This is a genomic window from Candidatus Poriferisocius sp., assembly GCF_965208355.1.
GTDB lineage: Bacteria > Actinomycetota > Acidimicrobiia > Acidimicrobiales > Bin134 > Poriferisocius.
The window spans coordinates 397,464-419,048 of sequence record NZ_CBDBOM010000003.1 but is presented as its reverse complement, the minus strand read 5'-3'; the positions used below and the strand labels follow the sequence as shown (position 1 = coordinate 419,048).

Sequence of the window (21,585 nt, the reverse complement as noted above, 5' to 3'; positions counted from 1 at the left end):
GCTCAACCCATGGCAGGTCCGATGGATGGCGTGAAGGTGGTCGAGCTGGGGGTGTGGGTGGCCGGCCCCGCGGCGGGCGGGATCTTGAGCGACTGGGGGGCCGACGTGGTCAAGATCGAGCCTCCCGCCGGCGATCCGTCTCGCACGTTCCAGCGGATGTTGGGCGGGGACATGCCCTCCAATCCGGTGTTCGAGCTGGACAATCGGTCGAAGCGGTCGGTGGTGGTCGATCTGACCAGCGATGAGGGCCGGGTCATCGCAGCCGAGATCATCGATGAGGCCGATGTGTTCCTCACCAACCTGCGCCTGAGCGCGCTGGATCGGTTGGGGCTGGACTATGAGTCCCTGGCCGCCCGCAATCCAGCCCTGGTGTACTGCGCCATCACCGGCTACGGGCTCGAGGGGCCCGACGCCGACCGTCCGGCCTACGACATCGCCGCCTTCTGGGCCCGCTCGGGCATTGCCGCCCAGCTCACCCCGCCCGACGGCGCCCTGCCCTTCCAGCGGGGAGGGATGGGCGACCACAACGTGGGCCTGGCCGGAGCGGCGGCCATCAGCGCGGCCCTGTTCCACCGAGAGCGCACCGGCGAGGGCCAGATGGTGTCTTCGTCGCTGTTCCGGGAGGGCATGTACACCATCGGATTCGACCTCAACATCCTGCTGATGTGGGGTCTGAACATGGCGGTGGGCACCCGGGAGGCCATGGGAAACCCGGCCATCAACAACTACACCGCGGGCGACGGCCGCCGCTTCTGGGTGGTGGGCTTAGAGGGCGACCGCCACTGGCCCCCGCTGGCCCGGGCGGTGGGCCATCCGGAGTGGATCGACGACGAGCGGTTTGCCACTGCGCGTGATCGGGCGGTCAACGCGGTGGAGCTGATCGCCGCTCTGGACGAGGCCTTCGCCGAGCGAACGCTGGAGGAGTGGGCCGAGATATTCGAAACCGAGCCAGACATGTTCTGGGCGCCGGTGAACACCCTCGACGACGTGCTGGCCGATCCCCAGACCGGCCCGTCGGGGGCGCTGGTGGAGGTGCCCGATGGGGCCACAGGCACCACCATGCTGGCCACCCCGGTGGACTTCCACGGCACTCCGTGGGCTCCTCGCAGCTTGGCCCCCGAACTGGGTGAGCACACCGACGAGGTACTGACCGCGCTCGGCCGCACCCCTGAGCAGATCGCGGCTTTGCGGGCCAGCGGCACGGTGGCCTGAGCCTCCATTGGGGCAGGGCCATAGGATGTCGCCGTGAATCAGACCACAGGACCGCGTCCTTTCGAGGGTCAGGCGATAATCGTCACCGGGGCCAGCCGGGGAGTGGGCCGGGGCCTGGCCATCCGCTTGGGCGAGTTGGGCGCCGGGGTGGCTTGTGTGGCCCGGGCCACCGATGCGTCTCGATTCAAGCTGCCCGGCACGGTGGATGAAACCGCCCGGGCGGTGGAGGAAGCCGGAGGCGACGGCTTGGCCGTTCCCTGCGACTTGTCCCGCCCCGACCAGATCGAGGCCATGGTGGAAACGGTGGTGAACCACTTCGGGCATATCGACGCCCTGGTGAACAACGCCGCGGTGACCTTCGTGGGCGACCTGGACATGGAGCTCAAGCGCTACGAGCTGACCATGGCCATCAACACCACTGCCCCGCTTCTGGCCACCCGGTTGTGCCGACCGCATTTGGCTGAGAGGAACGGGCGGATCGTCAATGTCTCATCGGCGGCCGGCCTCTCCTACTACCCGTCGCTGATGGCCTACGGCATGTCCAAGACCGCACTGGAGCACCTGACCGTGAGCAGCGCGGCCATCCTGGCCGAGGACGGCATCGCGGTGAACTGTTTCCGCATCGACACCGCGGTAGCCAGCGAGGGCTACGTGATGAACACCCCCGACGACGATCACTCGACGTGGGCCGACACCTCGGTTTCCGCCGAGGGCATCGTGTGGATGCTCCAACAGCCCACCTCCTATACCGGAAGGTTGGAAAGCATGGTGGGAATTGCCCAGCGAGAGGGCATCATGGCGGAGATCGCCGACAAGACCAACTCCAACGCTCCTTCTGCAAACCCATGGAGCATCGACCAAGCCCGGGGCATTGTCTAAGGCTCAGGAGGTCTACTCCTTCTGCCGCATCTGCACCGCCATGTGCGGCATCACCGTCACCGTCGAGGGCGACCGGGTGGTCAAAGTGAGAGGCGACGACGACCACCCCATCTCCAAGGGTTACACCTGTCCGAAGGGCCGAGCGCTGCCCGAATGGCACCACCATCCGCATCGGCTGAATCGACCTCAGATCAACGGCCAGGCCGTGGAGTGGGACCGCTGCCTCGATGACCTCGGCGGCCGCCTCGCCGCCATCATCGACGTAAGCGGGCCCGACGCGGTGGCCATGTATCTGGCCAGCGGCTCGGCCTACGACGCCAACGGCCGCCGGGCGGCGGAGCGATTTCTCCGGGCCATCGGTTCCCGCCAGAAGTACACCGCCACCACCATCGATACCCCTATGCGACCGCTGGTGGCCGAGCTCATGGGAGGCTGGTCAGGGCTCACCCCCATGTGGGACCAAGAGGCTGCCGGGATGCTCCTGTTGGTGGGCACCAACCCGGTGGTGTCCCATGGCCACGGCAACGGGTTGGCCGACCCCATTCGACGGCTGCGGGCTCAACAAGAGCGGGGTCCGGTGTGGGTCATAGACCCCCGCCGCACTGAGACTGCCAACCTCGCCGACCGCCATCTGGCCCCCCGGCCCAGCACCGACTACCTGATCCTCGGCTGGCTGGTACGTGAGCTGTTGGCCGACGGGGCTGACTGGGACTACCTAAACAGCCACGCAGCCGGAGTCGACGATCTGGCTTCCGCGGTGGCGCCCTTCACTCTGGACCGTGCCGCAAGTGGCACCGGGCTAAACCCCGCTGACCTGCTCGATCTCTTAGAGGCCGTGCGAACGGCGGGCCGGCTGTCGATGCTGTCGGGCACCGGCGTCTCCATGGGCCGCCACGCCAACGTGACCGAATGGCTGCTGTGGGCGCTGGCCGTGGTCACCGGCTCCTACGACCAACCCGGCGGAATGTGGTTCAACCCCGGCTACTTGCTCCAGCTCGATACCCGAAGCTGGCAGCCCTCCGACGGCCATCCCGAACCCGGACCAGCCAGCCGCCCTGAGCTTCCCCGCCGGTTCGGGGAGTACCCGTGCGCTGCCCTGGTGGACGAGATCGAAGCGGGCAACGTGCGGGCGCTGGTGGTGGTGGGCGGCAACCCACTGATCGCCTTCCCCGATCGGGATCGCACCCATGCGGCGTTCGCCTCCCTGGAGGTGCTGGCGGTGGCCGACGTGGTGGAAACCGACACCACTGCGCTGGCCACCCACCTGCTGCCGGTCGCCGGGCAGTTGGAGCGGGCTGATCTGCCGTGGATGCTGGATGCCTATCAGCCGGCCATCGCCACCCATTACACCCCGGCGGTGGTGCCGCCCGGTGCCGACCGGCGGCTCATGTGGCAGACCTTCGCCGATCTGGGTCGACGGCTGGGAGTGGGCGTGCTGCCCTGGGGGGTCGATCCCGACACCGCCACCGACGAGGACCTGCTGGCCCTGATCGCCGAGCGGGGCCGCAGCGACACCGCCACCGTGATGGCCGCCCGGCGGGGGATAATCGGCGAATCCCAACCGGTTCACGGCTGGGTGCTCGACCGGGTACTGCCCGACCATCGCTGGCGTTTGGCCCCCGAGCCGCTGGTGGCCCAGTTGGCCGACCTCGACGAACCGGCCCCGGTGGTACTGCTACCCCGCCGCCAAATGCGGACCATGAATGGGCAACTCCGCGATTTGGGAGACGTGGGCCCCGAGGTGTTGATCCACCCCGACCACGGCATCGCCGACGGCCAGCCGGTAAGGGTGCAAAGCGCCCACGGCGATCTGGTGGGCACCGCCCGCACCAGCGACGAGATCGCTCCGGGGTCAGTGTCCATTCCCCATGGCTGGGCCGACCCCAACGTCTGCACCCTCACCACCGCCGAGGTCGACGTCGACCCGCTCACCGGCATGGTCTGGCAATCGGGCCTGCCGGTTCAGCTCAGCCCGGCATGAGGTCGGCATGAACGGCGACAACCCGAGCCTGCTGACCCTGAAGCTGCCCAAGGAGTTGGGCGGGCTCGAAGCCGACCTGCGGACTCAATTCCTGGCCACCGAGGCCGCCAGCCGCAAGGACGGATCGGCCGGCTGGAATGAGACATTCACCTCCACCTCCGGTGCCATCGCCGCCGCCCGCTTGTCCGAAGAGGGCTTGGCCGAAGTCGCGGCCAGCGCAACTGGCGGGGCTGCTTGGCCCCCATTTGCCGGCACATTTGTGATGTCGGGCCATGCCGTGCCCGCGTCCGACGGGGGCGCGGTGGTTACCGGACGATGGGGATTCGCCTCCGGCATCGTCGACGCCTCGTGGGTGGTGGCCGGCTGCACCACCGAATCAGGGCTGGTGTGGTCGGTCATCCCGGTGGAGCAGGTGACCGTACACGACACCTGGCAGGTCAGCGGACTAGAGGAGACCCAGAGCCACGACTACAGCGTGGATGAGGTGTTCGTTCCCCCGAGCCGGTTGTTCGGCCTGGCCGGGGCACCGCCCCGCGGCGGGATTCTCCACCGACTGCCCATGTATGCGCTGATCACCCCCGATCATTGCGGCGTGAGCCTGGGCATCGCTCGGCGGGCGCTAGATGAGATCGCGGTGGCCGCCAAGGGTAAGAACCGCCTCTACAGCCCGATCACCCTCGATGAGCGGCCGGCCTTTCAGCGCGATCTCGGCCAGGCCGACACCAAGCTGCGAGCGGCCCGGGCGCTGGTTCTAGAAGTGCTGGACGAGATCTGGGAGGCGGGGGTCGCAGGAGAGCCGGTGGAAGACGAAGTGGTGCAGCGAGCCCGAGCGGCGGCCACCCACGCCGCCGACACTGCTGTCGAAGTGGCCTCAATAGCCTACCGCCGGGGCGGTGGATCGGTCCTCTACTCGGACCATCCCTTGAACCAGTGCTTCCGAGACGCCCACGCCGCCACCCAGCACGTCCACGTAACCGACGAGATGTACGAGTTGGTGGGCGCCAACCTGCTCGGGAAGGACCCCGACTAGGAACTAGCCGGAGCCGGTTCCTTGGTCGAACGGCCATCTGGCCCCATGAGCTCCTCACCCAACGCGATGGCTCCGGCCAATGCCACCACCATGACGACAGACGCGCCGGTGAACAACGCCTCGGCCCCCCAGTTCTCGTAGACCGCCCCGGTGGCCACCGCGGCAATCCCCGCGATGATCAAACCCAATGCCCCAAAGAGGCCTTGAGCGGCGGCCGCTTGCTCAGTCGGGGCCGATATGGCTATCGCCAGCTGTCCGGCAGGCATGGTGAAAGCGTCGAAAATGGCATGGGCAGCCGATACCGCGATGAGCACCCACACGAATTCCACAAAGCCGTAAACCAGCATGCAGACCACCGCCCCCATAATCGAGTACGGCATCACCCGCATGGGACCCTTCTGCTGGGCCAGTTTGCCCCCATACGGGGCGAGCGGAATCATCGGCAAGGCGAACAAAGAAATGGAAAGGGCGATAATCAGTGTGCTGGCCCCGAGGTCGTCGAGTAGCACTGCCCATGAGGTTTCGAACACCCCGATGGTGGTGAAAAATGCAGCCCCGGCGAGCATTCCGGAGTTGAGGGGCCGGATGCGAAACAGCCGTCTGACCGGGATCTTGGTGGTAGCCGTAGCTCCTGCCGACAGGTCCAGCCGAAAGATCCACATATAGATCAGCAAGTAGAGCCCGGCCATGAACAAGAACGGAGCTCGCAAGTTGATGAATTCGGCCAGAAGCCCGGCCACCACCGGCCCCAATACGAACCCGCTGATGTCGAAGGCGCCCATGGTGCCCAAGTTCTTGCCCATGTTGGGAGGATCCCGGGTGATGAGAATCCGGCGAATGGCGGGGCCAGTGGCACCGGTGCCAGCGCCGAGGAAGAACCGTGCCGCGGTGAACTGCCAAACCTCATCGGTCATGGCCATGCTGAGCATGGAGACGAGGGCTATCAGCACCCCGCCATGAACCAGAATCCAGACGTAACCCCGATCGGCGAACCGGGCCAATCCAACCTGGGCAATGAATCCGGCCAAGAACCCAACGGCAATGATGAAGCCCAACTCGGTTTCGCTGAAGCCCAGCTTGTCGCGGAACTCGGCCAGCAGGGTGAACAGCGAGCCATAGCCCATGGACAGTGAGCCGGTGACAACGAAGTAAGGCCAGAACGAGCGCGCCGTACTCGGCGTTGTGTTCACAGCCATCGGGGAACCCTACTCCCCACCTGAAGCGATTGACTCAGCGCTCTTCTCGGCGATAGGGCAGGCCCAGGGCAGCCGGTGCCGGAGAGGGGCGAGCGCGGTAGCGCCAGCTGATGATCACCAGCACCAACACGGTGAGCACGAAGGGGAGGATGCCCAGCAGCGCCGGGGAAATGCTATTGACCTCCACCCCCAAGATCTCGATGTCGAAGGATTGCAACCGGGGTTGCAGGGCCAGCGTGAAGCCGAACAGCAATGCGCCCAAGGCCAGGCGCCCCGGTCGCCACGCCCCGAAGATCACCAGCGCCACTGCAATCCACCCTCGGCCCGCCACCATGCCTTCGACCCAGCCCGGTGCCATATACAGCGACAGGAACGATCCCGCGGCCCCAGCACATGCCCCGCCAACCATGACCGCCCCCGACCGGATGGCCATCACCGAATGGCCGGCAGTGTCGGTGGTGGGCGCCGACTCGCCAGCGGCCCGTATGGCCAGGCCCAGCCGGGTGCGAGCCAGCACAAACCAGGCCGCAATCCCGAGCAATACCGTCAGATACACCACCGGCGGCTGGTCGAAAAAGATCTCGCCGATCCAGGGGATGTCGGCCAGCCCGACGATTCCCAGATCGGTGAACAGCGTCTCGGGGCGCTCCCCCACCACGTTTCGGCCCACATAGGCGGCCAAACCCAAACCGCCGATGGTGAGGGCCAAACCCGACACCACTTGATCTGCGCCCAGCACCACGCTCACCAGGGCGTGGAATCCGCCCACCAGAGCACCGACCGCCGCGGCGGCAACGAACGCCGCCCACGGACTCCCCGTTTCCAGACCGACCATGAACCCGCTCACCGCGCCCATGGCCATCATTCCTTCGACGCCGAGATTGAGCACGCCGGCCCGCTCGGCAAAGAGCTCCCCCAGCGCGGCGAGGAACACCAGGGTGCCGAATTGCACCGTGGCCACGAACAATCCGATAAGGGCTTCTTCAGACATCAGGCCGCGCTCCCAGTGGGATTGGGCTCAGGGGGATCGGGTTCTGCGGACCCGGCGGTGGACGCCTCTCCCCCCGGCCCGGCCCAGCGGATTCGGTAATTGAAGAACACCACGGCCACCAGGGCGCCGAACAGGATCATGGCCTGCAAAATGTCGGCAATGGCCGAGCTCACTCCCAGGGTCTGGATGCTCTGCCCGCCTACCTGAACCGCCCCGAACACAAAGGCCACCACCGCCACCCCCGAGGGTCGCATCAGGGCCAGGGCGGCCACGATGATGCCGGCAAAGCCGTAGCCGTTGGACAGTCCTGATTCCAGGCGAGCGGCCGACCCGGTGAGCTGCACCGCCCCGGCCAAACCGGCGATCCCACCCGACAACAGCAGCGCGGTGAGCACCTTGCGCCGCAGCGAGACGCCGGCATAACGGGCCGTGTCGGGCGATGAGCCGGCCAGGCGCAGCTCATAGCCCCACGCGGTGCGGGACACCGCCAGCCAGAACACCAGCAGCAGCCCTAAGGCAATCAGCATTCCGATGTTGGCCCGGCCGAACAGCCCCGGCAGCGCGGCCTGCTCGGGCACCGGCTCGATCACCGCGAAGCCGAAGGACTCGGGATCCTTCCACGGGCCGGTCTCCAACCACTCCACCACCCGGATGGACACGTACACCAGCATGAGGGTGGTGATGATCTCGCTCACCCTCAGATGAGACCGGGCCAGCGCGGGGCCGAGCATCAGCACCATGCCGCCTGCTACGCCCGCCGCCATCATCAGGGCGATCAGCAGCGGACCGGAGAGCCCGTCGGCCATCATGGCCACACCGGTGGCGACGATGGCACCGGCCATCATCTGGCCCTCGGCCCCGATATTCCACAGTCCCATAGACCCGGCCACCGCCACCGACAGGCCGGTCAGCGCCAAAGGTGTGGCCCTCTCCAGCGTGCGTGACAGCGAATCGGTGCCCATGAATGCAGAATCGAACATCCGCTCGTACACCTCGGCCGGGTTGTGGCCCGAGGTCCAAAGCAGAATTAGCCCCAGCACCAGTGCTGCCGCGATACCGACCAGGAAGCCGAACCCCTGAGTTCCGGGAACCACCTTCTCCCGCCGGGCCAGTACCGGTCGCATCATGATGTCCGCACCTGTCCGGCCATGGCCTCGCCGATCACGCTTCGCGGGGTGACATCGGGGCCGTATTCGGCCACCACCCGGCCCTCGTACATCACCAGGAGGCGATCGGACAGAGCCAGCAGCTCGTCCAGATCCTCGGAGATCAAAAGGATGCCCACCCCATCAGACCGTTGGTCGGCCAGATGGCCCTGGATGGCGGCCACCCCCTGCACGTCAAGGCCGCGTGTGGGCTGGGCCGCCACCAGCACCGCGGGCTGCTCAGCCAGCTCCCGTCCCAGAAGCAGCCGCTGGAGATTGCCGCCCGACAAGCCGGCCACCGGGTCGTGCAGCCGCCCGGCCCGCACCCCGAAGCGCTCCACCAAGTCCTGGCAGAACTTGACGCACTTGTCCATCACCAACATGAGCCCCCGACGCTGCGACCGATACGACCGCACCACCGCGTTGTCCACCACCGACATCTTGGGGGCCAGGCCCACCCCAATCCGGTCCTCGGGAACATAGGCCAGTCCCAGGCGGTAGCGGTCTCCGGGTGCGGCATCGGTCACGTCCTGCCCCTTGACCGACACCTGGCCCTGAGTGGGCCGACGCAACCCGTTGATGACTTCGGCCAACTCCTTCTGCCCATTGCCCGACACCCCGACGATGCCAACGATCTCATTGGCATGAACGGTCATGTCGATGTCGGTCAGCGCGGGCAAACCTCGATCATTGAGGGCGCTGACCCCTTGCAGAGTCAGCACTTCGGGACCGGGCTCCAATTCTGGCGGGCGCTGCACATACCCGCCCCCGGTCGACCCCACCATCATCTCGGCCAGGGATGTCAGGTCGACATCCTGCAAGTCGTCGACTGTGGCCACGGTCTTGCCCTGGCGCAACACGGTGGCCTCGTCGCAGAAGGCCACCACCTGGTCGAGCTTGTGGCTGATGTAGATGACCGAGCGGCCCTCTTCGGCCATGGCCCGCAGCGTGACGCCCAACTCTGCCGCCTCACTGGGGGTGAGCACCGCGGTGGGCTCGTCCATCACCAGCACCGAGGCGTTGCGCCACAGGGCCTTGAGGATCTCCACCCGCTGGCGCTCTCCCATGGAGAGCTGCCACACCGGGCGGTTGGGGTCGGCAGCCATGCCGTATGCCGCCGACAGCTCGGCCACCCGCTCTTCGATCTCCGCGTTGCGGAGCAAACGGGGAGCGGCCCCCAGCACGACGTTCTCGGCCACCGTCAGGGTGGGCACCAGCCGGAACTCCTGGTACACCATGCCCACCCCGGCGGCAATGGCATCGGCCGGTGACTGGAAGAAGCGCCGCTGGCCGTTCACCCACACCTCGCCGCCATCGGGCCGATATACCCCGGCCAGCACGTTGACCATGGTGGTCTTGCCCGCGCCGTTCTCACCGAGCAAAGCGTGAATAGTGCCGGGGCGGACCAGCAGGTCGGCCCCGACACAGGCGATCACTCCGGGGAATTGCTTCTCAATTCCCCGGAGCCAGACCGCATGTCTGGCATCGGCGGACGCCACTGCGGAAACCCTAAGGCTTCCGGTTTAGGTTACGGCGAGGCGTTGCCGACGACACCCTCAACGAAGTAGCTCATGCCCAGCATGGAGCCATCGTCCAGCGTCTCGCCCGCGGCCACCACCACGTTGCCGTCTTGATCCCGGATCTCGCCGGTGAACACGTCCCATGAGCCGTCCACCATCGAGGCGGCCACCGCGTCGATATCAGCGGCCACATCGGCGGGCACATCGAGGGCCAGCGGAGCGAGGGCGACGATTTCGTCGTCCATACCGCCCCAGTAGGACCCGGGTGAGTAAGTGCCCCCAGCCACGGCGTTGATGATCCGCTCGTAGTACGGACCCCAGTTCCACACCGGTGCCGTGATGAACGCATCAGGCGCGAAGGCACTCATGTCGGAGTTGTACGACACCCAGCGGGCCCCGGCCTCTTGAGCGGCCAGACCCGGTGCAGTGGAGTCTTGGTGCATAGCGATCACGTCGGCACCGGCCTCGATCAGAGCCGCGGCGCTGTCGCCCTCAACGGCGGGGTCGAACCAGGTGAAGGTCCAGGTGACGTGGACTTCCACATCGGGGTTCACCCGCTGCGCCCCCAGCGTGAAGGCGTTGATGCCTCGCAGCACCTCGGGGATCGGGAAGGCGGCCACATAGCCAATCTGGTTGGCCTCGGTCAAGGCACCTGCGGCCATCCCCGACAGGTAGCGGGGCTGGTACATCCGGCCGAAGTAGTTGCCGAAGTTGGTTTCGTTCATCTTGAACCCGCTGGCGTGCTCGAACACCACGTCCGGGTACTCGCCGGCCAGTTCCTCCATCGGATCCATGTATCCGAAGGAGGTGGCGAAAATGACGTCGGCCCCCTCGTTCTCGATGAAGTCCACGACCACGGCGCGGAAGTCCTCGGCGACCTCCGGGACGCTCTCCACGAACAGCGTGGTCGCTCCGGTTGCATTCTCGGCATACCGGCGACCCTGGTCATGGGCCCACGTCCAGCCCGCGTCGCCCACTGGCCCCACGAAGACGAAGGCCGCAATCACCTCGTCATCCATGGGCTCTTCCTCCATGGGTTCCTCTTCCATGGGCTCCTCCTCCATGGACTCTTCCTCCATGGGCTCATCGTCCATAGGCTCTTCTGCCGGCGCAGGCGCCTGCGTGGGAGCTGGCTCTGGTGCCGCATCATCGTCGTCGTTGCCGCACCCCACGGCAACCAACGTGATCGTCGCCACCACCACCAGCAGCTTCAGCAAAAACTTCTTGGCCATCTTTCCCTCCTCGGAACGGCTCGAATGCCAGCCCCAAGAGAGTAGCCTTTATCACTCAGGTAGGAACGAGAATCTTGACTACCGCTTTGTGACGACTTCGAATCAGCAGGTTGGCCCGTGACCACATTCGACAGCATCCCTGAGGGCTTCGGCCTCGAAACCGAGGTGATCGACACCACCGCACGCGACCGAGCGGTGGAGCGATGCCGCCAGGTGGGCATCCGGCTTCCGACATTCGCCGAGCTGGCCGACCCTCCCGCGGCCGATGCTGACTTGGCTGGGGTCGACCCAGATGCCGCCGACGCCGCCAACTTATGGCGGGTGAACTGGTACAACGACGCCTCCCGGGCTGGCCGGGCCGCGGTGCCCGAACACGTGGTGATCCCGCCCGCGCTGTCGGGGGTGGAGTCGCCCATCATCCTGCTGTTGGGCAACCGGTTCCCCATGATCGGCGCCCACAAGGTGCTGGCCGCCTATAGCTGCCTGGCCCCCCGCCTGGTGACCGGCCAGTTCGACCCCACCGAGAACCGGGCGGTGTGGCCGTCCACCGGCAACTACGCCCGGGGCGGCATCGCCATCTCCAAGATCATGGGCTGCCGAGGGGTGGCCGTACTGCCCGAGGGCATGTCGGCTGAGCGGTTCGAATGGCTCGACCGCTGGACTTCTGATCCCTCCGATGTGATCCGCACCCCCGGCTCGGAGAGCAACGTGAAGGAGATCTACGACGCCTGCGCCGCCCTGGCCCAAGACGAGGCCAACGTGATCCTCAACCAGTTCTGCGAGTACGGCAATCATCTCGGCCACGTGACCGCCACCGCCGCCGCGGTGGAGCGGGTGTTCGAGCACTACAAGGCGGGGCACTCGTCGGCCCGGCTGGCCGGCTTCGTGGCCGCCTCGGGCTCGGCCGGAACGCTGGGAGCGGGCGACCCCCTCAAGGAGCGCCACGGGTCGGCCACCGCGGTGGTAGAGGCGCTGGAGTGCCCCACGCTGCTGTACAACGGCTACGGCGAGCACAACATCCAGGGCATCGGCGACAAGCACGTCCCCCTGATCCACAACGTGACCAACACCGACGTGGTGGTGGCGGTGTCGGATCAAGCCACCGACGAGCTGGGGGTGCTGTTCTCCTCCTCGGAGGGTCGGGCGCTTTTGGCCCAGCGGGGGGTGGGCGACGATGTGATCGCCAACCTGGACAACCTGGGGCTTTCGTCCATCTGCAACATGCTGGCCTCGGCCAAGATGGCCGCCGCGCTGGACTGCGGCCCCGACGACGTGATCGTGACCGTGGCCACCGATGGGGCCGCTCTCTATGGCTCGGAGCGGGCCAAGACGATTGAGACTTCTTTTGGCGGCGACTTTGGGGCAGCTGAGGCCGATTTGGTGGCTGGTCGGTGGCTCAACGGCGTGGACACCGACCACTTGCTGAAGCTCAGCGACCGGGACCGTGACCGGGTGTTCAACCTGGGGTATTTCACCTGGGTGGAGCAGCAGGGGGTGGATCTGGCCCACTTCGACGCCCGCCGCGATCAGTCGTTCTGGGTGGCGTTGCGGGACTTGGTGCCGGTGTGGGACGAGCTGATCGCCGACTTCAACGCCCGTACCGGGGTTTGATGATCAGGCCCTGTTCCAGTCGGGCCACGGCAGGGCCCGGGCTGCGGGGGCTCCGATGACCCCACCGCCACTGGTCTGTTCCTGTGGCGCCGTTTCAGCAGGCGACTCCTGGGCTTGTCGGTATAGAGACGCCGACGGCGGCGACCACGTACTGGCGTTGCCGGTGCCGGAGTGGTCGGTGGACCCCTCGAGCCAGCAGCCGTTCGTGCGGTACCGGCGGATGCTGCGGTCGTGGGCTGAGGCCGAGGACGACGAGTGGTTTGTGGACCGGGTGGGCCAGCTTGATGCCGCGGTGGCTGAGGTGGACGGCCACGGGTTCGAGGTCACTCCGTGCGCGCCATTCACGATTGATACCTTGCCGAATCGCGCTGACACGCCAGTTCCGTCCGCCGTGAGGCGGCGAATCACCGTCAAAGACGAGACCGACAACGTGTCCGGGTCGCACAAGGCGCGGCACACGTTCGGGCTGATGCTGCACCTGCTGGTACGGGAGCGTCGGGCCGGTGCTGCTTCCGAGCGGCCTCAGCTGGCTATTGCCTCTTGCGGCAATGCTGCGCTGGCCGCCGCGGTGGTGGCTGCTGCCGAGCGGTGGCCGCTCACGGTGTATGTGCCCACCTTTGCGGAAGAAGCCGTGGTCGACCATCTGCGGGAATTGGGCGCGACAGTGGAGGTCTGTCCCCGAGTCGATGGAGAAGACGGCGATCCCTCCTACCACCGCTTCCGGGAGGCAGTGAGCGCTGGGGCGGTTCCCTTCGGCTGCCAGGGGCCCGACAACGGCTACACCATCGACGGGGGCCGCACCCTGGGGTATGAGCTGGCCGAGCAGGCTCCGGACATCGACCGGGTATATGTCCAGGTAGGCGGGGGCGCACTGGCCGCATCGGTGGCTCAGGGATTGGCCATCGGCCGATCCCAAGCCGCGCTGGTTGCAGTGCAGACCGAGGGATGCGCACCGCTGGCCCGGGCGTGGGAGCGCACCGCCGAGTTGGGTGGGCTGGATGAGGCTCGTCGCCAGCGCGCCGCCGTCATGTGGCCATGGACGCCGACCCCGGCCTCTGCCGCCACCGGCATCCTCGACGACGAGACCTACGACTGGGCTGCGGTCACCGAGGCCATGGTGTCCACCGGCGGCCATCCGGTGGTGGTGCCCGAGCCGGTGGTGGCCGAGGCCTGCGAAGTGGGCCGGTCGGCCACCGGCATCAACGTCAGCCCCACCGGCTCAGCCGGTTTGGCCGGTCTGCTGTGCGACGACCCGCCGACCGAGGCCAAACCCGCGGTGCTGTTCACAGGGGCGCAACGATGAGCGCCCGCACGGTGCTACGGGGGGCCCGCTGGCCCGGGGACATTGCCATCGCCGATGGCATCATCACCGCAACGGGCACCGTCGAGGCCCAGCCTGGTGATGTGGTGGTCAACGTGGACGGCGACATCATCACCGCCGGGCTGGCCAACACCCACCATCACCTTTACCAGTGGATGACTCGGGGTCGGGCGGTGGGCTGCGACCTGTTCGGGTGGCTGGTGGAGTTGTACCCGGTGTGGGGGCGGCTGTCGGTGGACGACGTGGCCGCCGCCGCGCTGGTCGGCTTGGGCGAACTGGCCGCCACTGGCTGCACCTCCGCATCCGACCACCACTATCTGGTGCCCCACGGCGACGACGCGGTGTTCGACGCCATCGTGGACGCCGCCGCCGCGGTGGGCATCCGCCTGCACCTCAGTCGGGGGTCGATGGACCTGGGCGAGTCTCAGGGCGGGTTGCCTCCCGACCATGTGGTGGAAGACCTCGACTCCATCATGGCTTCCACCGAAAGGGTCATCGCCCAGCACCACGACGGTGACATGGTCCATGTGGTGGTGGCCCCGTGCAGCCCGTTCTCGGTCAGCTCTGAACTGATGGAGGCATCGGCCGCCTTGGCCCGACAGCACGGCCTGCGGCTCCACACCCACCTGTGCGAGACCATCGATGAGCAGGAGCATTGCCTGGAGCGGTTCGGCCGCCGACCGGTGGAGCAACTCGACGACTGGGGCTGGGTGGGCGATGACGTCTGGCTGGCCCACGGCATCTGGATCAACGACGAGGAAATTGTGAGGCTGGGCTCAGCGGGGGTGGGCGTGGCCCACTGCCCGTCGTCCAACGCCCGGCTGGCGGCCGGCACCTGCCGGGTGACCGATCTGGAAGCCGCTGGGGTGCCGGTAGGCCTCGGCGTGGACGGGGTGGCCTCCAATGAGGTGGGTGGCCTGTTCCCCGAGTTGCGCCAATCGCTCTATGCCGCTCGGCTGCGGGCCATGGACCCCAGCGCCTTCATGCCCGCCGATGCCCTGCGGCTGGGCACCACCGGCGGGGCCAAGTGTCTCGGCGTGGCCGACCGGTTGGGAAGCCTCGAAGTGGGCATGACAGCCGACCTGGCGGTATGGCCCGGCGATGACATCGCCGACGTGGTCGATCCGCTGGCCGGACTGGTGCTCGGCCCCGACCGCCGAGTCCGCCACCTCTATGTCGGCGGCAACCCTGTCGTCCAAGACGGCGAGCTACTGGGCTGCGACCTCTCCGCCGCCCACGCCGAACTCGCCAGCCGAGCCCGCCGCCTCTGGAACTAGCGCTCCTGAACTAGCGATTCTCAGCCAACATCAGAGCCCCGAGGATGGCGTTGCGCATGTCCCGGGGGTCGATCACGTCGTCGCTGCCCAGGCGGTTGGCCAGGCGGTAGGGGCCGGAGCGCTGGTCGCGATCCACCTGGGCCTGGGTCTCGGGGTCGAGCTTGGCTGAGCGCCCCCCGGCGTCGGCGGGCATGGCGGCCAAGTTCACGCTGGGCAGAGAGAACGACTGGGTCTGGTTGTCGAACGGGTTCTGGGCCATCACCACCGAGCCGAAGCCGAAGGCCTTGCGCATGGTGATCTCGATCTTGGGGTTGGTGAGGCGGCGCTCGGCCTTGTACATCTTGCCGCCCCACTTCAAGATGCCCTCCCGCTCGGCCTTGGTGCCGGCCATCACCCCGGGGTTGTCGGCCAAAAACACCACCGGGTGGTCGTAGTTGCCGATCACCTCCAAGAAGTCGGTGGCCTTGATGGCCGCCGATGCGTCCACCGACCCGGCCAGATACGCCGGGTTGTTGGCCACGATGGCGCTGGGCCGTCCCCCGAAGCGGGCCAGGCCGACGATGATGGCCGGGCCGTAGGCGGGCTGGACCTCGAAGAAGCTGCCGTCATCCACGATCAGATCGATCACCTGGTGCATGTTGTAGGGCCGGCGGTCGTTGGGGGGGATCACATCCAGCAGTTCCTCCACCGCTCGGGGCTCGGTGTCAGGGCCGATGCTGAGGGGCGAGGGCTGGCCGGCGTGCGACGGGAAATACGACAGGTAGAGCCGGGCCATGTCGATGGCCGCCTCGTCGTCGGGGGCCTCGTTGTGGGCCGACCCCGCGATGCGGGTGCAGACATCGGCGCCGCCCAGCTCCTCTTTGGTCACGTCCTCGCCGGTGGCCGCCTTCACCAGCGGCGGCCCCCCGGTGAACATGGAGGCGTACGACGTCATGATCACGAAGTCGCTGAGGGGGGCGGCCAGTGCGCCGTGGCCGGCCGAGGCCCCCATCACCAAGCACACCATTGGCACCTGCCCGTTCAGATCGGCGTAGGCCTGGAGGTCGCCGGGCGCCCGGCTGCCCCCGGTGTCGGTGAGCCGGTGGCCGGCCCCCTCCAGCATGGTGACCAGCGGAAGGCCCTCTTGGGCGGCCAGCTCGGCCACCCGGTAGCGCTTGGCGGTGTTGCCCGCGCCGATCGACCCGCCCAGCACGGTGAAGTCCTCGGCGCCGGCCAGCACCGTGCGGCCGTCGATCCGGCCATATCCGGCCACGAACCCGTCGGAGGGGATGTCCTCCATTGTGCCCACCAGCGAGCCGATCTCCCGGAAGGTGCCGGGGTCGAACAGCCGGTCGATGCGCTGGCGCACGTCCAGCTTGCCCCGCGAGTGCATGTACTTCTCCACCCGGTCGGGGCCGCCCATGGCGGCGCCCTCAGTGCGCCGACGGTCCAGCTCCTCCAACCACGGCTTCCACTCCTCGCGGTTACTCACGCACCAACTCTTTCACCCGAGGTAGCTGGCACTGCGATCGTGCTCGAAGTGGACGCTCATGCCTAGAAACTCAGGCCGGCCCGAAGACGTCGATCATGGCCCGCACGTCGGGGCCCAGGGGGTAGAGGATGGGGCAGGTGGCCCCGTTGGCCACGTACTCGTCCACCTTGGCCCGGCACTCCTCGGCGGTGCCGGCCGCGCACAGCATCTGCACTATGTCGTCGGGCACCAGCTTGGAGGCCGCCTCCACCTGCTCCATGGTGGCGGGCCAGGTGAGCACGGCGTTGACCTGATCCAGCAGCGAGTCGGGCACGCCCGAGGCGGCCATGATGTGGGGCTGCTGGCCCAGGTACTGGGTCACCAGCAGGCGGGCGGCGTCCAGCGCCTCGGCCCGGTCGTCGGCCAGCGAGCACACGACGAGTTGCGGGCGGTCGAGGTCGTCCACCGTGCGCCCCGCTCGGGCCGCACCCTCGGCCAGGGCGTCCATGGCACGGCGGTTGTAGTCGGGCGACACCAGGTAGTTGAGCACCACGCCATCGGCGATCTCGCCGGTGAGCGCCATCATCTTCATGCCGGTGGCCCCGATGTAGATGGGCACGTCCTTGGGGCGACGGGGCTGGTGCACGTAGTCGAGCTCCACGTCTTCGAGATGCACGTAGTCGCCGTCGAAGGTCACGTTCTCGTCGGCCAGCAGCGCCCGCACCACGTTGACCACCTCTCGCATGGCCCCCAGCGGGCGGCGGCGGTCCACCCCCACCTTGCTGGCCAGCGGATCCCACCACGCCCCCAAACCGCACAGGATGCGGCCCGGGGCCAAGTCATCCAACGTGGAGAACGTGGCCGCCAGCCGGGCCGGGTTGCGGGTCCACATGTCGAGCACTCCGCTGCCCACCTTGATGGTGTCGGTGGTGGCCGCGAAGGCGGCCATGGGTACGGTGGCCTCCCGCACCAGCCGGGAGTCGGCCTGCCACACGGCCTCGAACCCCTTCAGTTCGGCGTATTGCACGTACTCGATGGCCTCGGCCACCGAGTGGGCGTCTTGCAGGTACAGGGCCACCGGGTATGAGCTCATGGGTCGATCTCCTCCAATTGGGCGAACAGTCGGTTGGCGGCTTCGGCGGCTTTGGCCCGGATCTCGTCGGGGTCCACCCGGGTGGCCACCCCGTCGGCCAGCAGCGTCTCCCCGTCGACCATCACGTCGACGGCCCGCACGCCGGGGGTGAAGGCCAGCCGCCACGGGTCGATCGGGTCATACGACCAGCGGACGATATCGGAACGGGCCTCGGGGAACAGTTCCCAGCCCTGGGCCAGCCACTCCCACGCCGAGTCGGGGGTGGCGGTCACATCGTCCTCTCGGTGGCGGACGTAGGCCACCCGGAACTCCTCGAGCATGTCGGCCCCGATGCCGTCGGTGCCCAGCGCCACCGGGTTGGCGAACCGGATCGGGCGGGCGTAGCCCACCGCGTTGTTCATGTTGGACCGGGGATTGTGGACCAGAGTGCCGGCCAGCTGGTGGTCGTCGGGCAGGTGTACCCCGTGGATCAACAGCCACTCGTCGGTGCTCCACCGCTCCAGCCGCTGGGCGGCGGGGGCGTCCACCGGGCCCTCGGCCACGTGGATGTGGACTCCGGTACCCAGGTCGGCGGCCAAGCCGGCGGCTGCTTCCAGCGTGTCGTCGGAGCAGGTGAAAGCGGCGTGGACCCCGACCATGCCCCGGCCCCCGGCCCGCAGGAACCGCTCGTTCTCGGCCAGGCCCCGTTGGGCGCCATCGGCGCCGTGGCGGTCGGTCACCCCGTAGGCGCAGCTCACCCGTACCCCCACCTCGGCGCAGGCATCGGCGATCACCTGAAGCGAGCCCTCGATGGCGTTGGGCGACTCGTGGTGGTCGACGATGGCGGTGCAGCCCGCCTCCAAGGCCTCAAGCGCCCCCAGCTTGGCCGACCACTCGATGGTGTCGAGGTCGAGCGCCCGGTCGAGGCGCCACCAGACCAGCTTGAGGATGTCGGTGAACCCGGTGGGAACTCCGGGCGGGGCGGGCATGCCCCGGGCCAGGGCGGAATACAGGTGATGGTGGGCGCAGACCAATCCGGGCGTGGTGCTGGTGTGGTGGCCAGTGTCCATATTAAGAGTGAAGAATAAGCCGCTCGGCCCCGACGGGCTCGCTCACTCCCCCATGGGAAGGCTGCTGTGCCACGTTCCGTCGTGGGCCCGCAGCGCAGCGGCCACCGCCCCGGCGGTGGGCACCAGGCCGATCTCGCCCACCCCTTTGATGCCGTAGGGGGCACCGGGCTGGGGCGACTCCACCAGGATCACGTCCACCGGGGGCATGTCCTTGGGCCGCAGGATCCCCAGCGACTTGAGGGTCATGTTGGTGGGCCAGCCGTTCTCATCGGCGGGGAAGTCCTCGGTGAGGGCGTAGCCCAGCCCCATGTGGACCGCCCCCTCGATCTGGCCCTCGCACAGCAGCGGATTCACGGCCTTGCCCACGTCGTGGGCGGCCACCACCTTCTCCACCGCGCCCTCGTCGTCGAGCACCACCATCTGGGCGGCGTAGCCGAAGGTGGAGTGGATGATGGGGTTCTCCACGCCGTCGGAGAGCTTGTTGGTCCAGTCCACCCGGTACTCGCCGAAGTAGTCCACGCCGGGCTGGCACCCGTCGGCCAGGGCGGCCTGGCAGGCATCGGCCACCGACCCGGCGCCCATCAGCGTGCCCCGGCTGCCGGTGGTCTGGCCCGCGCCCAGCTCGTAGGTGGTGTCCACCACCACCCGCACCCGATCGGCGCTCACTCCCAGCTCGGTCACCGCCACCTGCTGGGCCACGGTGTGGATCCCCTGGCCCATCTCGGTCCAGCAGTGGCGCACCTCCACGCCGCCGCCCTCGTGGTAGTCGTCGTCGAAGCGCACCACAGCCTTGGCGATCTCCTTGAAGCCATTGCCCAAACCGGAGTTCTTGAGGCCGAGCCCCAAGCCCACCGACTTGCCGGCCGCCTTGGCCTCGTCCCAGGCCGGTTTGACCGCCTCCAGGCAGGCCCGGGCCCCCAGAGAGCCGTCGTCCATGATCTGTCCCGGTCCCCAGATGGCGCCGGGGGCCACCGCGTTGCGCGACCGCATCTCCCAGCCGTCGATGCCCACCGCCTCGGCCAGGCGGTCCATGACCCCCTCCATGGCGAACTGGGCCTGGTTGGCCCCAAAGCCCCTAAAGGCGCCGCACACCGGGTTGTTGGTGCGGGCGGCCACCGCCTCCACGTCGATGTTGGGCAGCGTATAGGGGCCGCTGGCGTGGCCCGCAGCCCGCTCCAGCACCTTCATGCCCACCGAGGCATAGGGGCCGGAGTCGCCCACCATCCGGGCCCGCAGCGCGGTGAGGTGGCCCTCGGCGTCGCAGCCGGCCCACATCTCGATGCGGATGGGATGGCGCTTGGGATGCATCCGCAGCGACTCCTCGCGGGAAACCGTGCACAGCACCGGGCGGCCCAGCAGCCAGGCGGCCAGCGCGGTCTGGGCCTGGTTGGCCATGTCCTCTTTGCCGCCGAACGCCCCGCCGTTGCTCACCAGCTCCACGGTGATCTGCTGGGGATCGATGTCCAGCACCGAGGCCATCTGGTCGCGGTCGTCCCACACCCCCTGGCCCCCGGAATACACGTGCATGGTGCCGTCGCCGTGGGGCACCGCCAGGGTGGACTCCGGCTCCAAGAAGGCGTGCTCGATGCGCTGGGTTTGGAACACCTCGTGGATGGTGTGGGCGCTGGCCGCCAGCGCGGCGTCCACGTCGCCTCGGGCGTACACCGAGCGGGACAAAACGTTGCCGTCGAGCTCCCACACCGCGTCCTCACAGCCGTTGGTCACCGCGGCCACCGGGTCGGTGATCGGGGTGTGCACCTCATAGGTCACCGCCACGGCCTCGGCGGCCTGTCGGGCAATGGCCCGGGTTTCGGCCACCACGATGGCCAGCACGTCGCCCACATAGGAGGTGCGGCCCCCTTCGGGGATGAACACCGGCCAGTCGGTGTGGATGATCCCCACCCGCAGCTCGCCGGGCACATCCGCCGCGGTGAACACCGCCTCCACGCCGTCCATGGCCTCAGCCGCCGAGGTGTCGATCGAAACGATGTCGGCCCGGGCGTGCTCGGACAGGTGCAGCGCCGCGTGCAAAAGCCCCTCGGGGCGCAAGTCGTCGATGTAGTCGCGGTCGCCCAGGGCCAGCTCCCGGGCCTCGTACTTGATGCCCCGGCTGCCCACGCCTTCGGGAACCTCGGCCTCGGGCGTCTCGCCCTGGGCCAGCGCCTCCACTGCGTCCAAAATCTTGGTGTAGCCGGTGCAGCGGCACAGGTGGCCGCCCAGATGCCGGGAGGCCTCCTCGCGGGTCAGCTCCGAGCCCTTGCGGTCGACCAGCGACTTGGTGCGGATCAAGATGCCGGGGGTGCAGAACCCGCACTGAAGCGCGCCGCACGCCGCAAACACATCAGCCATGCGGTTGCGCTCCTCGTCCGACACCCCTTCCAGGGTCAGCACCTCGCAGCCGGCCGAGCGCTCCAGCGAGGTTTGGCACGCCACCCGGGCGCGCCCGTCCACCAGCACCGCGCAGCAGCCGCACTGGCCGCTGGGCGAGCACCCGTCCTTGGGCGACATGATGCCCAGCTCGTCGCGCAGAGCGGCCAGCAGGTGCTCGTGATCGCCCTGAATGGTTACTTCTTGACCGTTGATTGTCAGCGTCGTCAT

General features: G+C 67.9%; 16 protein-coding genes. 7 read left to right on the top strand and 9 right to left on the bottom strand.

The annotated features are described in order from the left end of the window. Positions 1-9: 9 nt before the first annotated feature. The 4 genes from ACOGXH_RS03240 to ACOGXH_RS03225 are packed head-to-tail and all read left to right on the top strand — an operon-like array spanning position 10 to position 5,102. Positions 10-1,212, top strand: coding sequence for a CaiB/BaiF CoA transferase family protein (locus tag ACOGXH_RS03240; RefSeq protein ID WP_419927682.1), 1,203 nt, complete (start codon positions 10-12; stop codon positions 1,210-1,212). 33 nt (positions 1,213-1,245) lie between these two features. After that, positions 1,246-2,091, top strand: a complete 846-nt coding sequence (locus ACOGXH_RS03235; protein WP_419927681.1) for an SDR family NAD(P)-dependent oxidoreductase — start codon at positions 1,246-1,248, stop codon at positions 2,089-2,091. Continuing rightward, positions 2,084-4,072: a molybdopterin-containing oxidoreductase family protein gene (locus tag ACOGXH_RS03230; RefSeq protein WP_419927680.1), complete on the top strand. Its 1,989-nt coding sequence runs from the start codon at positions 2,084-2,086 to the stop codon at positions 4,070-4,072. Before ACOGXH_RS03235 ends, ACOGXH_RS03230 begins: the two co-directional genes overlap by 8 nt. A 7-nt stretch (positions 4,073-4,079) precedes the next feature. Further along, complete coding sequence (locus ACOGXH_RS03225) at positions 4,080-5,102, top strand: acyl-CoA dehydrogenase family protein (RefSeq protein ID WP_419927679.1); 1,023 nt, start codon at positions 4,080-4,082, stop codon at positions 5,100-5,102. Here ACOGXH_RS03225 and ACOGXH_RS03220 read toward each other — a convergent pair. From ACOGXH_RS03220 to ACOGXH_RS03200, 5 genes are read right to left on the bottom strand one after another with little or no spacing between them, the layout of a single operon-like run. Then, positions 5,099-6,298 carry an MFS transporter gene (locus tag ACOGXH_RS03220; protein ID WP_419927678.1) on the bottom strand — a complete coding sequence of 400 codons (1,200 nt, stop codon included), beginning with the start codon at positions 6,296-6,298 and terminating at the stop codon, positions 5,099-5,101. The genes ACOGXH_RS03225 and ACOGXH_RS03220 overlap by 4 nt on opposite strands. Positions 6,299-6,332: 34 nt before the next feature. Next, positions 6,333-7,289, bottom strand: coding sequence for an ABC transporter permease (locus tag ACOGXH_RS03215; protein ID WP_419927677.1), 957 nt, complete (start codon positions 7,287-7,289; stop codon positions 6,333-6,335). Further along, on the bottom strand, positions 7,289-8,416 hold the full coding sequence (locus ACOGXH_RS03210; RefSeq protein WP_419927676.1) for an ABC transporter permease: 1,128 nt from the start codon (positions 8,414-8,416) through the stop codon (positions 7,289-7,291). The genes ACOGXH_RS03215 and ACOGXH_RS03210 overlap by 1 nt, the downstream gene beginning before the upstream one ends. Further along, positions 8,413-9,933: an ABC transporter ATP-binding protein gene (locus ACOGXH_RS03205; protein WP_419927675.1), complete on the bottom strand. Its 1,521-nt coding sequence runs from the start codon at positions 9,931-9,933 to the stop codon at positions 8,413-8,415. Before ACOGXH_RS03205 ends, ACOGXH_RS03210 begins: the two co-directional genes overlap by 4 nt. Before the next feature lie 29 nt (positions 9,934-9,962). After that, complete coding sequence (locus ACOGXH_RS03200) at positions 9,963-11,186, bottom strand: BMP family ABC transporter substrate-binding protein (RefSeq protein WP_419927674.1); 1,224 nt, start codon at positions 11,184-11,186, stop codon at positions 9,963-9,965. A 117-nt stretch (positions 11,187-11,303) separates the two neighbouring features. Here ACOGXH_RS03200 and ACOGXH_RS03195 point away from each other — a divergent pair, with 117 nt between their 5' ends. The 3 genes from ACOGXH_RS03195 to ACOGXH_RS03185 are packed head-to-tail and all read left to right on the top strand — an operon-like array spanning position 11,304 to position 15,395. Next, positions 11,304-12,797 (top strand): pyridoxal-phosphate dependent enzyme, encoded by a 1,494-nt coding sequence (locus ACOGXH_RS03195; RefSeq protein WP_419927673.1) that lies wholly within the window; start codon positions 11,304-11,306, stop codon positions 12,795-12,797. A 55-nt stretch (positions 12,798-12,852) separates the two neighbouring features. After that, entirely contained in the window at positions 12,853-14,100 is a 1,248-nt protein-coding gene (locus tag ACOGXH_RS03190) for a PLP-dependent lyase/thiolase (RefSeq protein WP_419927672.1), read from the top strand. After that, complete coding sequence (locus tag ACOGXH_RS03185) at positions 14,097-15,395, top strand: 8-oxoguanine deaminase (RefSeq protein ID WP_419927671.1); 1,299 nt, start codon at positions 14,097-14,099, stop codon at positions 15,393-15,395. Before ACOGXH_RS03190 ends, ACOGXH_RS03185 begins: the two co-directional genes overlap by 4 nt. Before the next feature lie 10 nt (positions 15,396-15,405). Here ACOGXH_RS03185 and ACOGXH_RS03180 read toward each other — a convergent pair whose 3' ends face one another. From ACOGXH_RS03180 to ACOGXH_RS03165, 4 genes are all read right to left on the bottom strand, one after another. Continuing rightward, positions 15,406-16,866 (bottom strand): acyl-CoA carboxylase subunit beta, encoded by a 1,461-nt coding sequence (locus tag ACOGXH_RS03180; protein ID WP_419927670.1) that lies wholly within the window; start codon positions 16,864-16,866, stop codon positions 15,406-15,408. Positions 16,867-16,936: 70 nt separating this feature from the next. Then, positions 16,937-17,938, bottom strand: a complete 1,002-nt coding sequence (locus ACOGXH_RS03175; protein ID WP_419927669.1) for an LLM class flavin-dependent oxidoreductase — start codon at positions 17,936-17,938, stop codon at positions 16,937-16,939. After that, positions 17,935-18,987: an amidohydrolase family protein gene (locus ACOGXH_RS03170; protein WP_419927668.1), complete on the bottom strand. Its 1,053-nt coding sequence runs from the start codon at positions 18,985-18,987 to the stop codon at positions 17,935-17,937. Before ACOGXH_RS03170 ends, ACOGXH_RS03175 begins: the two co-directional genes overlap by 4 nt. A 42-nt stretch (positions 18,988-19,029) precedes the next feature. After that, complete coding sequence (locus ACOGXH_RS03165) at positions 19,030-21,585, bottom strand: molybdopterin cofactor-binding domain-containing protein (protein WP_419927667.1); 2,556 nt, start codon at positions 21,583-21,585, stop codon at positions 19,030-19,032.